Annotated in this window: 11 protein-coding genes and 1 pseudogene; all 12 read left to right on the top strand. The window is 52.1% G+C overall.

What is annotated here, in order from left to right:
* The first annotated feature begins 62 nt into the window (after nucleotides 1-62).
* The 12 genes and pseudogenes from ACYX34_RS04860 (at nucleotide 63) to asnB (ending at nucleotide 15125) form a co-directional block, all read left to right on the top strand.
* Entirely contained in the window at nucleotides 63-1886 is a 1824-nt protein-coding gene (locus ACYX34_RS04860) for a tetratricopeptide repeat protein (RefSeq protein ID WP_462075428.1), read from the top strand.
* Nucleotides 1887-2214: 328 nt separating this feature from the next.
* Nucleotides 2215-2484, top strand: a pseudogene (locus ACYX34_RS04855) (type IV pilin protein); the annotation flags it as partial.
* 456 nt (nucleotides 2485-2940) lie between these two features.
* Complete coding sequence (locus ACYX34_RS04850) at nucleotides 2941-4899, top strand: O-antigen ligase family protein (protein WP_462075427.1); 1959 nt, start codon at nucleotides 2941-2943, stop codon at nucleotides 4897-4899.
* On the top strand, nucleotides 4896-5774 hold the full coding sequence (locus ACYX34_RS04845) for a hypothetical protein (RefSeq protein ID WP_462075426.1): 879 nt from the start codon (nucleotides 4896-4898) through the stop codon (nucleotides 5772-5774). Before ACYX34_RS04850 ends, ACYX34_RS04845 begins: the two co-directional genes overlap by 4 nt.
* 245 nt (nucleotides 5775-6019) lie before the next feature.
* A complete protein-coding gene (locus tag ACYX34_RS04840; protein ID WP_462075425.1) occupies nucleotides 6020-6952 on the top strand; it encodes an ABC transporter ATP-binding protein in 933 nt (310 codons plus the stop codon).
* A 1-nt stretch (nucleotide 6953) separates the two neighbouring features.
* The gene (locus ACYX34_RS04835) at nucleotides 6954-7718 is read left to right on the top strand and encodes an ABC transporter permease (RefSeq protein WP_462075424.1); all 765 of its coding nucleotides are present in this window, start codon (nucleotides 6954-6956) and stop codon (nucleotides 7716-7718) included.
* 23 nt (nucleotides 7719-7741) lie between these two features.
* Nucleotides 7742-8902, top strand: coding sequence for a glycosyltransferase family protein (locus tag ACYX34_RS04830; protein ID WP_462075423.1), 1161 nt, complete (start codon nucleotides 7742-7744; stop codon nucleotides 8900-8902).
* A complete protein-coding gene (locus ACYX34_RS04825; protein WP_462075422.1) occupies nucleotides 8842-9777 on the top strand; it encodes an ABC transporter permease in 936 nt (311 codons plus the stop codon). The genes ACYX34_RS04830 and ACYX34_RS04825 overlap by 61 nt, the downstream gene beginning before the upstream one ends.
* On the top strand, nucleotides 9777-11048 hold the full coding sequence (locus ACYX34_RS04820; protein ID WP_462075421.1) for an ABC transporter ATP-binding protein: 1272 nt from the start codon (nucleotides 9777-9779) through the stop codon (nucleotides 11046-11048). The genes ACYX34_RS04825 and ACYX34_RS04820 overlap by 1 nt, the downstream gene beginning before the upstream one ends.
* Nucleotides 11029-11871, top strand: a complete 843-nt coding sequence (locus tag ACYX34_RS04815; protein WP_462075420.1) for a class I SAM-dependent methyltransferase — start codon at nucleotides 11029-11031, stop codon at nucleotides 11869-11871. Before ACYX34_RS04820 ends, ACYX34_RS04815 begins: the two co-directional genes overlap by 20 nt.
* A 12-nt stretch (nucleotides 11872-11883) precedes the next feature.
* Entirely contained in the window at nucleotides 11884-13071 is a 1188-nt protein-coding gene (locus ACYX34_RS04810) for a glycosyltransferase family 2 protein (RefSeq protein ID WP_462075419.1), read from the top strand.
* A gap of 35 nt (nucleotides 13072-13106) precedes the next feature.
* Nucleotides 13107-15125, top strand: a complete 2019-nt coding sequence (gene asnB / locus ACYX34_RS04805; protein ID WP_462075418.1) for an asparagine synthase (glutamine-hydrolyzing) — start codon at nucleotides 13107-13109, stop codon at nucleotides 15123-15125.
* Nucleotides 15126-15132 lie beyond the last annotated feature (7 nt).

The raw sequence follows: 15132 nt of genomic DNA, 5'->3' as shown, positions 1-15132 counted from the left end.
GTATAATCTCCCTGTACCCATGCCCAATCAACCCCAATTAAAGTCATAAGCAGGATCTAATCATGACGCCTGGTAGCCGATTATCTATAAGCAGAGGGATTATTGCTCCGGGGATAAGTTGGCTTATCCCTTGTGTCCTGGTGGCCTGTGCAGCGGCCCCTCATCCCCAAAAGACCGCTCAACCGCCGATTGCGTCGCAGCAGCCTTTACCGACCGCACCGGACTCCGATGCGACGTATCATTTCATGATGGGACACCAAGCTGAGCTCTCCCAAGATATCGACACGGCTCTCAAGGAGTATCACGCGGCCTTAAAGATCGATCCGAAGTCGCGAGAAGTCCAATCGCGTTTGGCCGCCATCTATTTTGCGTTGGGAGATCTCCCGCAGGCCGTTCAGTATGCTGAAGAAGTGGGACAAGGGACGGGACAAGAGCCTCAGATGCTTACGCAGATGGCCGGCATCCTCGCCAGTGCCGGAAAACCGGAACGTGCGCTTGAGTTGTTGGACAAGGCGCTTGACAGTGCCCCAGAGAGGGGAGAGTCCTATTTCCCCAAAGGGTTGATCCTGTTAAATCAGAAGCGAATCACCGAGGCGGAACAAGCCATAAAAAAGGGGCTACAGTACAGCCAGGATTCCCCGATTGGCCATTACTACCTGGGGCGGGTCTCATTAGAGGCTGGAAACACCGAGCAAGCCGTAGCAAATTTTGAGCGTGCCATCACCGTGAATCCCGCGTTTGAACCGGCCTACCTTGCACAAGCATCGGTGTTTGAGTCACGCCAAGAGAAGGGCAAAGCCATCGCTGTTCTGAAGCGGTACCTGGAGCAGGTGAATCCACGCAATCGAGATATTCGCCAGCATTTGGTTCAGTTATATATTGCGACGAAAGATTATGCCGGAGGGCTCGCAGAACTTGAAACGATATTGCAAGACAATCCAGGAGATCTCGATGCCCAATTGCGGATGGCATTGATCTATGGAGAAAAAAAAGAATTCTCCAAGGCCATCAATCTGTTAACCGACATTTTGCAAGCCAAGCCGGCCGAGCTCAAGGTGCGCGACTACCTCGGATACCTATACGAAGAGACGAAAGATTTTCCCAAGGCAATCGAAACCTATCGATACAACATTCACTTGGATCCGAAATTCTCAGATAGCCACATGCACCTGGGTGTGCTTCTCTATCGGCTTAAACAATTTCCTGAAGCTGTCACGCATCTCAGTGAGGCCGTCCATCTGGTACCGAAGCAACCAGAGCCGTACATTGTACTTGGGTTGGCACATTTGCAGAGTGATCAGTTTGAAAAGGCTACGCAAGCATTTGAGGAAGGGATTCGGCATCATCCCAAAAACGCTGACCTCCATTTCAACCTTGGCACGGCATACGACAAGTTGAATCGCTTCGAGGACGTGGAACGTGCAATGGAAACAGCACTCTCCCTGGATCCTCATCATTCGGATGCGCTGAACTATCTGGGGTACAGTTATGCCGATCGTGGAATTAAGATCGAACAAGCCTTGTCCCTGACAAAACGAGCGGTCGCCCTAAAGCCGGAGAATGGTTACTACGTGGATAGTCTGGGATGGGCGTTCTATAAGTCCGGGATGCTCACCGAGGCCCTCCACGAGATCAAGAAAGCCGTCACCCTCGTCGGCGATGATCCTGTGATCTACGAGCATTTAGGGGACGTCTATATGAAGCAACAGAAGTCGACGGACGCGCGTGACGCGTGGCTTCATTCCCTTGAGCTTGACCCTTCCAACGATAAACTGCTCCAACGGTTCCGGGAGCAGGGCCTAACTAATCCTGCCTCTGAAGAGCGGATCCAGCAGGCAAAGCGTCGTGTTGCCGAGAAGACGCAGAGCCAACAAGCCATCCCCTAATCTTCCTTCCTATCAAACAAGCCCTTAGCTATTGCGTCTAACCAGACGAGTGATCGGCAGGTTTCCTCTGGTCTTGTATAACCTGCTTCCTAACCCCACAAGTGCCAATTCTTGGCTCTTCTGAACACATTACGGTCACACGACCGCCCGATACGGGTTGCTTATCTGGCAGTTTTTTTATAACTGATTGCAACATCAGGGATAAGTGATACGCTCAGCCTTGTCACTTGGCGGCATTGAACCTGCTATGAGAACCGGTAGGCGGCAACACAGGCGCCGCAGGTTATGAACCGAGCCGTCAGTGAACCACCAACAAGGAGGCAGTACAATGTTGACGTCGCTCCGTAAACAAGAGGGTTTTACCCTCATTGAGTTGATGATCGTCGTCGCGATCATCGGGATCCTGGCGGCGATCGCCATTCCCAACTTCGTCGCCTATCAGGCCAAGTCGAAGCAATCGGAAGCCAAGGTGAGCTTGGGAGCTATTTTCACGTCAGCGGTGGCATACCAAGCTGAATCTCAAAATCCCCAGAGCTATTCGCCACCGTCAATTTCGAATATCGGCTGGCAGCCATCCGGCACACCACGCTACTCGTACTGGTATCAAGACGGCGTAAATACTGGTAACGGCAACGGCACCACGGTTACTCGCTTCCCCGGCAGTTCTAACGCGGCTACGCCTTGCAACGTTGGAGTAGCTCCGTCGAGCGGAGGGTTTAACGTGTTGGCTACGCCAACAGGCTTCACGGCAGGTGCGAATGGCAATGTAGACGGCGACGTCGCATGCGACCACTGGTTTATCAATGACCAGCGCAATCTACAGAATACCTACAACGACGTATCGCAGGGCACATAATTCTGCCGGACTGAGACTGTAGGTCAAGAGGGAGGGAGGCTCCATCGCCTCCCTCCCTTGTTGTTTCAGATGGGTGATTCTGTGGTCAATGATCGGACGCAGGTCAATCCACCTCCTTCAATAACTCAGGTCGAGAATTTTCAAACCGTTACACCTAAACAATGCTCAAGACACCTACTAGGCTGGGTGGTGCGACACATGACAAGGTGGGAAATCGCTGGGTCATGTAGCGCTATCGGATTTCTCATCCTATTCTCGCCTTTGATTGACGGGGGCACTACACAGCTTCCCGTTCTCGTCATTCGACTCACTCTACTTGCAAGTGTAGTCCTGTGGTTTCTCGATGGGATGAAGAGCCGAACGCTTCGGTTACCGTGGGATCATCTCGCTCTTGCTGTTTTCCTCTTCAGCAGTTTGGCCACACTATCCCTGATATGGGCGCCGTACAAGAATGCCGCCGTGCAGTGGGTCATGAGTATCCTATTGTACGCATTACTCTTCATGCTCCTCGTGCAACGCCTCAATACCAAGACGCAGGTTCTAATATATCTTCGATTGATCTTAGGCATGGGCATTTTCCAAGGAATAGTGGGAATTGCCCAATACATGTGGCTCGGAGAGGAAAGAGCAAGAGGCACATTTTTCAATCCTAACTTTTTTGCAACGTATGAAGCCGCTGTCCTACTTGTAGCCCTTGGATTGGTATTGTTTCTGAGACAGAATGAAAAATCAGCTCCCGAACGAGTGTTCATTGGAACGACCATTGCCATCACATCGGTGGCATTCGTCCTGGCACAATCTCGAGGAGCCTTGCTGGCTCTCATCGGGGGAATCTCCATCCTCGGGTTTAGTCGTTTTGGAAAACAATTCTTAGCAATTGCCACAGTATGCCTTGCCGTTGGAATTATCGTGCCAAATCCTCTTTCACATCGAGTCATCAATGTCGGGGCAGAAGATCCGTATGCCTACACAAGGCTGGACATCTGGAAGAGTTCCCTCAGTCGCCTGGCCGATACACCGTTAGGAATTGGGGTAGGCATGTACAAACACGGATCCTTTCAGGATCGGTTCCCTATCAAGGACAGCATCGTACAGTATTGGAAACGACCTGAGTCGGCACACAACGAGTATCTGCAGATCGGGGTAGAGCTTGGAATACCAGGACTTGTCATTTTCCTGCTCGGTATTGGTATCTGGGCATGGAATGCGCGGCAGCTTTGGTTTGAGCAGCAAGAAGAAGGGGATCGGGGACTCGTCATCGGCCTCACAGCAGCGACATGTAATCTCTTGCTGCACGCCCTAGTCGATTCGACTTTTCACGAACCTGCCCTAGTCATCTTGCTCATCCTCTGTGCCGGATGCGTCTACACCTTGCGCTATATAACAAAGCCTGAAACATTGCCGTGGAAGCAGGTGTCGTTTCTCTACCATCCAAGTCGGGCCGTAGGTATTGTCCTCGGAGGTCTGAGTCTGGCGGTTGTGTGTGTGCAATCCACTGCTGGATGGTATCTCTATGAACAAGGAAAGCAAGAAGCCCGTCTGGGAAGACTTGAGCAGGCTATCGATTGGTATGTTCGTGCCACAACGATCGATCCTGGAACCACGGGCTATCACGATGCGGCGGCTCGGACTGCCACCCAACTCTTTTACGAATCTGGCAATCCTGAATGGCTGGTACAGGCGGCAAGCGAAGAAAGTATTGCCTTGAAGTTGAATGGGCGAGACGGGCGATTTGCGTATCGTTTAGGAGCAATCTACCGCCTGATGGCAGGTCAACACATCTCAATACAGAAACGTGAAGAGCTCCTGGAGCAGGCTGCCAGCTATTACCGGGAAGCCATGCGCTTAGACCCCTTTTCTCCTTTCAGTTATTTTGACTTGGCCCAAATGTATCGTACCGCTGGACGATTGGGAGACGCGATTGTTTTGCTCAAGATTGCCAAAAATCACGAGCCGAACTTTCTACCAGGCCGCGCCCTACTTGCTGAGTTATCAGTACAAGCGGGGATTCCCGGCGACTATGGCGCAGAATTGGCCGCAATAAGAACCGTTCTTTCTACGTACGGGAGTGGAGCGCTGAATGAGACCGAACGGCAATTCATGTCCGTTGATCTCACTCCGCTGGAGAGAGCGTTAGCATTGGAGTTAATTCAATGAGATCACTACGAGAGCATGGGGTTTTCTGGCCATTGAGCCTTACGGTCATGGTCACGTTGCTGGGGCTTCAACTTTATCTCACGCCTTGGCAAGAAGCAGAGAAGAAGCTGGAACAGATGAGATACCTTCCAAACGGAGAGTATTTGAGAATCGCCTCGTTAGGCTATCGTGAACTGCTTGCAGATATGCTCTGGATCCAGGCAATACAGGTGATGGGCGAGAAAAAGGTATCGGACTCGAATGGACAATGGTTGTATCGTGTGCTAGACAGCATTACCACTATAGACCCACAATTTGTGCGAGCGTATGAGGCGGGCGGACTTGCACTCACTACCCTTGTCGTACTTCCGGAGGAGAGCAATCAGCTCCTGAAGAAAGGCATTCTGAATAACCCAACTGAGTGGAAACTCCCGTTTCTCCTTGGCATCAATTACTATTACGAGTTATACGATGATGCCACTGCCGCTCAGTACATGATGCAAGCCTCTCAAGTCAGGGGCGCACCGGCGATGCTGGGAACGTTGGCAGCTAATCTGTTTGTATCGGCTCGTTCGCCGCAGCAAGCTGTCGATATTCTAGCAGCCATGTATAGACATACAACGGATGAGAGTGCAAAGAAGCTGCTGGAGGTACGGCTCAGGCTTGTGTTGACCGAACGGGATTTGCAGCTGCTCGAGTACGCGATCGTTGAATACCAGAAGCAGATGGGGCACTTCCCAGACAGCCTCGATGCCCTCGTGCAATCACATGTGCTCAAAACGTTACCGGAAGAACCGTCAGGGGGACGGTATATCTACGATGCACGTACTGGAACCGTCTCCAGCAGCACGATGGCTGAACGATTGACGCTTACTGGAAGAAGAAGGGGGAAATAGGGAACCAGATTTCGGCGAGCCGCATTCCCACTCTTAAGTATTCGATATCTCCATCCCTCTGATTGCTCCTACCATAGATCAGTTCTCGTGATGACACGCGTGCAAATTGCCTGAATGCTTGATGATTTTCGGTGTCCTGCTATGATTCAGTGAGGATCTGCAGGGGGCCGCAAAAAATGGACTGTTTGTTTCTCCTCTGATTAGGTAGGTGCAAAAAAGTTCCCCCCCAGCGGATGGGATAGCAGATGGATGCAATTGTCATAGACAAGCTCAGTAAGACTCATCGACCTACCTGGCCATGGCAACCGGCTGTCACGGCTCTTCATGAGGTCTCTCTCTCCGTTGGGCAAGGAGAGATCTTTGGGTTTCTGGGTCCGAATGGAGCAGGCAAAACGACCACGATGAAAATCGTGCTTGGCTTGATGCGGGCGACGAGCGGAACCGTCGAATTATTGGGGCGGCCGGCACTCGATGTCGAGATGCACAAGAACATCGGTTATTTGCCGGAGTCTCCATATTTCTACGATTACCTCACAGCCGAGGAGTTTCTATGGTTCTACGGCCAGCTAGGGCGAGTGAATACCTCCGATCTACAGCAACGCATACCGGCATTGTTGGAACGGGTAGGTTTGACTGAGGCACGCTGCCGTCCACTGAGAAAATTTTCGAAAGGGATGCTGCAACGAGTTGGTTTGGCACAAGCACTGATCCATGATCCACAACTCGTCATGCTGGATGAGCCGATGTCCGGTCTGGATCCCGTTGGGAGAAAAGATGTTCGAGACATCATTTTGGGGCTTCGAGATCAGGGCAAGACCATATTTTTCAGCACGCACATCATTACCGACGTAGAGATGATATGCGACCGGGTTGGGATTCTTGCCAAAGGCAAGATGCTGGCAGTGGGCTCCATCGACGAGCTCGTCAACCGAAACGTTGCCCAATCAGTGGAGGTCGTATGTGAAGGAATTAATGGAGAAAGCATCCCTTTGGTTAAGGAAGTGGCAATGCGTGTGTTACAGAGAGGGACTCGGTGTTGGATGGCCATTCCAGGACAACAGCGGTTAGAGGATGTGCTGGCCGCCATTCGACATGCAGGAGGCAAACTCGTGTCTGTGATCCCTCACAAAGGCTCACTCGAAGAAATCTTCTTGGAACAAACAAGTCAACGGATGTGATATGCACAGTCTCCTGGTCGTCGCTCAGAATACGTTCCGGGAAACTCTTCGAGATAAGATCCTTTACAATCTTGTGTTCTTCGCCTTGCTCCTAATCGGTGCTTCCGTCCTACTGGGCACCCTGACGATCGGGGAACAGGCCAGAATTATCAATGACGTCGGTCTGGCATCAATCAATTTAGTTGGGGTGATTATTGCGATATTCGTTGGAATCGGGCTTGTCACTAAGGAAATAGATCGTCGAACAATCTACACAATATTAGCCCGACCGATCACCCGGACTCAGTTTGTCTTGGGAAAGTATTGCGGCCTGATATTTATCGGCGGCCTCAATATCGGCATTATGTTCACAATGTTCCTTGCGACGGTGTGGCTAAGCGGAAATGCGATTCATGGATCGCTGTTTCAGGCAGTTGAACTCATGTTGGTTGAGGTGTTGGTGACGACCGCTTTGGCCATGTTCTTCTCCACCTTCAGCTCTCCTACGCTCAGCGCAATCATGACCCTGGGATTCTATATCATCGGCCATCTGACTGGTGACCTGAAGGGTATCGCAGAGAAGAGCAAGGATCCCATCGCCGAAGGCGTTATGACAGCATTGTACTACGTCTGTCCTAACCTGGAGTTATTGAACATCAAAGGACAGGCCGCCAGCGGCAGCGTCGTGAGCGTGGATTACCAGCTAGCGGCTACTTTTTATGGAATACTTTATGCTGCAGTACTTTTGGGTGGAGCCTGCCGAATCTTTGAGCACCGTGATTTCTAAGGAGCCCCCCAGGCCCTCTGGACATGAACGTACTTGCCGTACTCCCACCTGAGCGATGGATTGAGATCAATCTCCTCGGCACTTTGCGCCAGCACTACTGCGATCGATTAGAGGTATTCACGTATCCTGGTGGGATGGGTCGTTTAGGGTCGAGACCCTGGCGAGATAATCGCGATGAACTCAACGAGCAACTCGTTGCCCTTGCGCGAAGCCTGAAGGCGTCTCGCCGTCTCGATATCATGTTTTTTGTCGTCTACGACGATTTCCTCACTGTTGAAACAGCTAAGCGACTTCGCGACTTGAATGTTCCCATGGTCAACTACCATGTTGACATGGCTTTTCAGTGGTACCGTGTCATTCGCACCGCTCCATACTTTGACGTGCTGGCTGTGGCACAAATGGCCAATACGGAGCACCTCAAGCCATTTTGTCAGGATATTCATTGGATGCCGATGGCCGCAAATCCTGACTGGTATGCCTCAGATACTGGCATGGAACCTGCTGCGCAAAGAGACATCTGTTTTGTTGGAAGTTTCAACCCATATCGGCGAGCATTGCTCGCCACATGCGTGGATCATGGCTTCATGCCCACTGTGTACGGGCGAGGATGGAAACGAGAAACACCAAGCCCTTATCAATTTGATTGGGATCTCTACAAAATCTGGCACGACCTTCGGTATTACGCACTTCCACGCTTGCGAGCGGAAGGGAGCGATGGGTTGATCGGCCCGATCAGAAAAAAGATTGCAAGGGCTCACATCTTTGAGGAGCTGGATGGTCCTGAATATTGTTCTCCGTGCTCCGACGAGGCCCTTCCTGAAATTTTCCGATCAAGCTTTGTGAATCTTGGGTTCTCCGACACTGGATGGCATGGAGGAACACATGTCATTGCCTCAAGACAGTTACAATGCCGACTCAGAGACTTTGAGGTCCCGATGTCGAGAGGGTTTTATCTCACCCAAGAGGCACCTGATCATGCAGAGTACTATAAGATTGGCGAGGAGATTGAAACCTGGAATGACCCCATCGAGCTCATCGATAAACTGTCCTTTTACTCGAAGAACATCGCGGCAACGTTGAGAATTCGTGATGCCGGAAAGAAGCGGGCGTTGCAATCTCATACATGGCAACACCGGTTCGACCGACTGTTCGAGCACCTCCGCTCCATGAACAGACTATTATGATCTGGCCTGTGAAGATCATCATGCCAATCGGTGAAGAGCAAACCGTGTATGAACCTGAGTACCGAGTCAAACTTGGATTTGTCCGGTGCTGGGTCGCGATGGTCGCTGGTATCGCGCAATCTCGAGAGCTCATTGTCCAATTATTCTACCGAGATATGCTGGCAGCCTCGAAGCAATCCTTGCTCGGAATCGCCTGGACCTGGGTGTCTCCACTGATCGGCATTGCGTCCTGGTTGTTCTTAAACCAAGTAGGTGTGTTGATGCCCGGGAAGTCAGATGTGCCTTATCCGTTGTTCGTATTGTTGGGGACAACCATCTGGGGCGTATTCATGGCAGTGTTCACGTCAGCAGCATCCAGTTTAAGTGCCAATAGCAACTTGATCATGCACGCACACTTTTCGCATCAGGTGCTTGTCGCGCAACAGGTGGCCCAAGCCAGTCTTTCTATGGTAGCCAATCTAGTTTTATTAGCCGCGGCGTTCACGTTCTTCGGCGTTCATCCCCAATGGACAGCGCTATTCTTCCCATTGAGCCTGGTGCCGCTGCTCTTGCTAGGGGTCGGGATCGGGATGATCGTGTCAGTGTTGTCGATCCTGGTGCGGGACATGACGAAAGTCATGACGACTTTGCTCGGTGTTCTCATGTTTTTTACCCCGGTCATTTATACGCCGGATGTCGGGAACGAAGTATTGCAAGACTTGATTTGGCTGAACCCGTTGACGTACTTGGTCGGAGGGGCTCGCGATTTGATGATCTCTGGGATAATCCGAGATGTTCAGGGTTATGTGGTCGCCGTGTCCTTCGCCGTGGCCGTGTTCCTCCTGTCGTGGAGAATATTTTTTATCAGTGAACAGAAGGTCGCGGAGAAACTCTGATGGGTGATCCTTGCATCTTGAGCGTCGATGGTGTCGGTAAGAAATTTTGCGCTACGCAACCGCACAGCATGTACTACGGATTACACGATGTCTGCCGCAATATTCTCGGAATGGCAGCGGACACACACCGCCTGCGGCCTCATGAGTTCTGGGCCGTCGATGGAATCACCTTCACTCTCAAACAAGGAGAACGGCTTGGACTCCTCGGTGGTAATGGATCGGGCAAATCCACGCTCTTGCGTCTTCTAGCTGGGATCTACCAACCAGACAAGGGACGTATCGAGGTGCGTGGACGAGTCGGAGCCTTGATTGCATTGGGTGCCGGATTCCACCCACTTTTAACTGGCAGAGAAAACATTTTACTCAATGGCTCGCTGCTTGGTATGACGACCCGCGAAATCGAGCAATGCTTCGACCAGATCGTGGATTTTTCCGATATTGGAACATTTCTCGATGCTCCGGTAAAAACCTACAGTTCAGGTATGTATGTCCGCTTGGGATTTGCCATCGCCATCCATTCGCGTCCGGATCTGCTGCTCATTGATGAGGTGTTGGCGGTCGGCGACAGTACGTTTCAGAATAAATGCATTGAGAAGGTGCTGGAACTCAATCGGAACGGCACGGCGATCATTTTTGTTTCCCATACGATTCAAGCCATCGAACGGTTGTGTCGTTCGGGGTTGCTCTTGAAGCAGGGGGCACAGGTATTCCAGGGTGAAATCAGAGACTGTATCCAACGCTACAGCAATCAACTTGCGCGAGAAAACCTCCTCGACGCGCCTCAACCGACCCCATTTGGTCTCGGTACCGTCGACATCTCGAATGTGGACGTGTTTGAGGAGGGTGGAACGTCCGAGAACAGATCCATCTCGTTCGGGAAGAATTTCATCATCCGTTTTGACTACGACTTTCTTCAAGACTCGTCACACAACAGGCAAGTACGTGTGTGGATTCGGACACAAGACGGCAGGGACGTTCAACGGCTAACATTCCAAGAGGCTCCGTTCAGCAGCACCCACCAGTATGAGAACGTCAAAGTGCACCGCATGCAACACTCCGGTACGGTTCAGATCACGGTATTGAACCCCCGACTCTTTCCACAATCATTTTTAATAGACATTGCCATCGTCCCCATGGATCGCAACGTTCACTTAGGAGGTCTCACCAACGCTGCGCTCTTCAACGTCGTGCCTCCGCCTGCAGACGACCGGTACTTCGAATACGGTAACATGACCGTCACGGACTTTGATTATGTGGTTGCGGTTGATTGAAAAGGTGCTTCGCCGACTTCTGGGGAAGCACCTGTTTATCCTCTCCAAAGAGTGCGAAGGCGTGCTCTGCGGAAAGACTTTTGCATCGGTTGACTTCCGAGATCACCAAGTCGTCGACAAGAAACAGTATTTGATCACCGAGAAGGGTAAGTATAAATTTGTGCCTAGGCTGGACTGGATCGCAACCCATGCCGCCGATACGTCAGTACAAGTCATCGTCGATAATGCCATGGAGTCGTATGACGAGTATTGGGCCGATGAGAGACTGGTGTCCGAATACCTGGTGGAAGCACGAAAAGACTTCTATCGGGAAGTACTGAACGAATGTGACCTGTTTTTATACGGAAACGTCATCGATGTCGGATGTGGGCCAGGATTCTTCTCGAAAGTTCTTTCCTCGTCCAGGAAGGTCCGGGCAATCTACGGCACCGATTTTTCTTCGGCTTCCATCAAGCGTTGCCGTCAGGAGGTTCCGGAAGGGCATTTCTTTGTGGGCGACATTTACCGCGTGTCTTGCCAAGACGGGGTATTCGACACTGTGGTGTGTATGGAAACGCTGGAGCATCTCGAACAACCAGCCCACGCCATCGCTGAACTCTTTAGACTGTGTAAAGTCGGGGGGCATGTCATCATTACGATTCCAAACGGGGCACTCGACGAATATGTCGGGCACATCAACTTCTGGACCGAGCAACAGTTCCGAGCACTGCTTTCCGACGAACGTCTTACCAAATTCCGGTATTGCTCGACAGGGCGCGTGATGTTGTTCGTCATAGAGAAAAATGGTGTTGGGCATACTCATGCGATGCCTCACGGCGACTGAAGCACGAAACGTATGCAGACTCTGGCTGATTTGGCGATATCCAGCTCGTGTGTGTACGTCATTATTCCGGTCTTCAATCGGCTTGAATTAACCAAATCCTGTCTTGATTGCCTGTCCGAGCAGTCCTACGCCCCGCTGGAGCTAATCGTTGTTGATGGTGGGTCGACCGATGGGACACCGGAATATCTTCGTCAGTACCATCCTCTTGTGACAGTGCTGCAGAGCAACAAAGAACTGTGGTGGGGACAAGCGATGGAGTTCGGAATTGCGCACTGTCTTGCTCGAAGCCGTAGCGACGACATGGTGCTTATGATGAACAACGACACGCTCATCGACCATCACTATATCGAGACGCTGGTTCGTGTGTCGAGAGAACACAATGCCGCAATAGGAGGGCTGGTTGTCGATAGCCGTGATACAGCCTGCATTCTCGACGCCGGAGAATATATCAACTGGAGTTCTTATAGTTTCTCGGTCAGAACGGCGATCGAGTCGCATGAGACGTACACGACGGAAATCGACGTGCTATCAGGTCGAGGGACACTGGTTCCTCTTTCAATGGTAAGAACAGCCGGAAACGTGAACGGGAGTCGGTTTCCTCATTACATTGCTGACTACGAATTTTTTCTCCGATTGAAGCGACGAGGTTTTCGCCTCGGAGTCACGTACGAGGCAGTGGTACGATCGCATGTCGACGTCACGGGACTTTCCAGCCGATGCATGGAGAATCTCACGTTTATCCAGGCTTGGAAGGCTTTATTTTCAAGGCGATCAATGGATAACCTCATAGATCACTGGCGGTTTGTCAGAGACTGTGCGCCCTCGGCCTTGCAGCGGCACGTGCACCGCCAGCTCATCCGCCGTAGTCTCTATCTGGTTGCGAGCCGGACAAAACTCCGACACGTGGTGCTTCCGTTGGCATGGTTCCTGACGGGGACCTACTACGTGACTGGAGATGACTGCACCAGATGCGGCTGTTCAACCGAAGGCCTGCTCCGTACCGGTCTACTGAAGCGATGGAAACGGAGCGATTGGTATGTGTTGAGCGAAGAGGTGCCTGACCAGATGGGGTCTAGACCAGAACTAAAGCGGTTGTATCGCCGGGCATGGAACCCTGTAACAAAAATTTCCCGCTGGTTGAAAGCCAAAACCGAGGATAGACTCAGTGGAGGGGATAGGAGAAAGTTGGGCCAAAGATAGATCGCGGAATGCTGAAATCAAGGAGCAGCTAGGAAATGTGCGGAATCGCCGGCGTCATTGCGACCGAAACTCTACAACGAGAGACCCTAACTCGTGTGAGACACATGGGTGAACGGCTGATCCACCGCGGCCCGGACGGACATGGCATGTTCCACGATGGTCCGGTCGCGTTCAACATGCGCCGCCTGAGCATCATCGATATCAAGGGAGGACAGCAGCCGCTCTTCAACGAGGATCGATCGGTCGTCGCGATTGCCAACGGCGAGATTTACAACCATGTAGATCTAAGAAATGTGCTGCGTTCTCAGGGGCATCGCTTCACATCCGGAAGCGATTGTGAAGTCATCGTCCATCTCTATGAACAGTATGGGCTCGATTGCGTGCAGCACATGCGAGGAATGTTTGCCTTTGCTGTGTGGGACTCGCAGCGGCGCCGACTGATGCTCGCACGCGATCGAATGGGGGAAAAGCCTTTATATCTTCATATAGGACCTCGCGAGATCTATTTTTCCTCAGAACTCAAAGGCTTACTGGCCGCAGGCTGCATCCCGTTTGAACTGAATCCATCCGCCATCGATCTGTACTTTCATTACGGGTACGTACCTGATCCCATGACGCCAATTCGAGGCGTATCGAAACTTCCGGCAGCCCATATCTTGACCATCAACGCAGACACTTGGGAACAGAGGCAGTGGTGTTATTGGCGAATGGAAGACATTCCCGCGCTCACGGGAGATCCCGTCGCGCTGATCAAGCGCGAGCTGGAGTCCATCAGCGAACTGATCGTTCATTCGGACGTGCCAGTTGGGGTCGCCCTCAGCGGAGGGCTCGATTCGAGCGCTATCGCGGCCATGGCGTCCCGCAGGTATCCCGGCCGGATGCAAGCCATTACCGTCGGCTACGCCGAGAACAGTCGACACGACGAACGGAACGACGCACGCGCGTTGGCACAGTATCTCGATTTGCCATTCCACGCGATCGAGCTGCACTCCAGCGATATTGCAGCTTCTTTCCCCGAGTTGATGTTTTGGCTGGACGATCCCATTGCAGATATCTCGGCCTTCGGATCCTATTCGGTCATGAAGGAGGCAAAGTCGCTTGGTCTTTCAGTGATGCTCCAAGGGCATGGCGGTGATGAACTCTTTTGGGGATATCCCTGGGTGCGGCAGGCCGCCGCGCAGACCCGTCGGAAGCAGGAGGGACGGAACTCCGGGGGACCACGGTTTCAACAGTACCTGAAGCTCTCGCTTCCTACCTACTGGAACCCGTGGGGGATCAAGGAGTGGCTGATCGCCGGGGCAGGGGGGCGAGAATCGTGGGCACACTACAAGCGAGATCAGCTGAGCCCGAAGGAGCAGACGATTTTCTATGACCTCACGCCAGATTTCCGACTTGCTCGAAAAGAATTGCAGAGCCTCTATTCTCCCAGGTTCTTGGATAACCTGCACACGTCACGCGCCTACGATCCTTTTACCGTCCCGCTTCCGTGGCCTGATGTGGATGTTTTGCTGACGCGACTCATCTGTCAAACCTACTTGCTGGAGAACGGGATGGCTCAAGGTGATCGATTGAGTATGGCCTCGTCTGTGGAACTTCGGCTTCCGCTCGTCGACTACAGACTGGTGGAAACGGTGATCGGACTCCGGAAGACATCACCCGATAGTTCGGCCCCTCCAAAGTTATGGCTGCGGGAGGCCCTCAAAAGCGTGGTTCCTGAGTGGGTGATGAACCGGCCAAAGCGAGGATTCACTCCGCCATTACACGAGTGGCACAACGCATTGTTTACCGCCCATGGGGAACAGTTACATGATGGGTTTTTGGTGAACGCTGGTGTCCTTCGTGCCGAGACCGGGATGGCTTTGTCCAAAGGGCCGTATCCTCCTGAGGCCGGCGCCCCGATGTCGTTCAAAGCTCTAACACTGGAGCTATGGTGCCGGGCTATGAGCAAGGTTGGCAAATCCTCAATCGCAATATGCGGAGACTTGATGGATTCAAAGAGACTGGTCACGTTGGACTCAACCGCGTCCGTTTCTACACATCCGAGTTCTAGATAGGTAGAAC

The organism is Nitrospira sp. CMX1 (genome assembly GCF_054902215.1).
The sequence above is the reverse complement of the archived record's forward strand: the minus strand, read 5'-3'. Positions and strand labels throughout refer to the sequence as shown.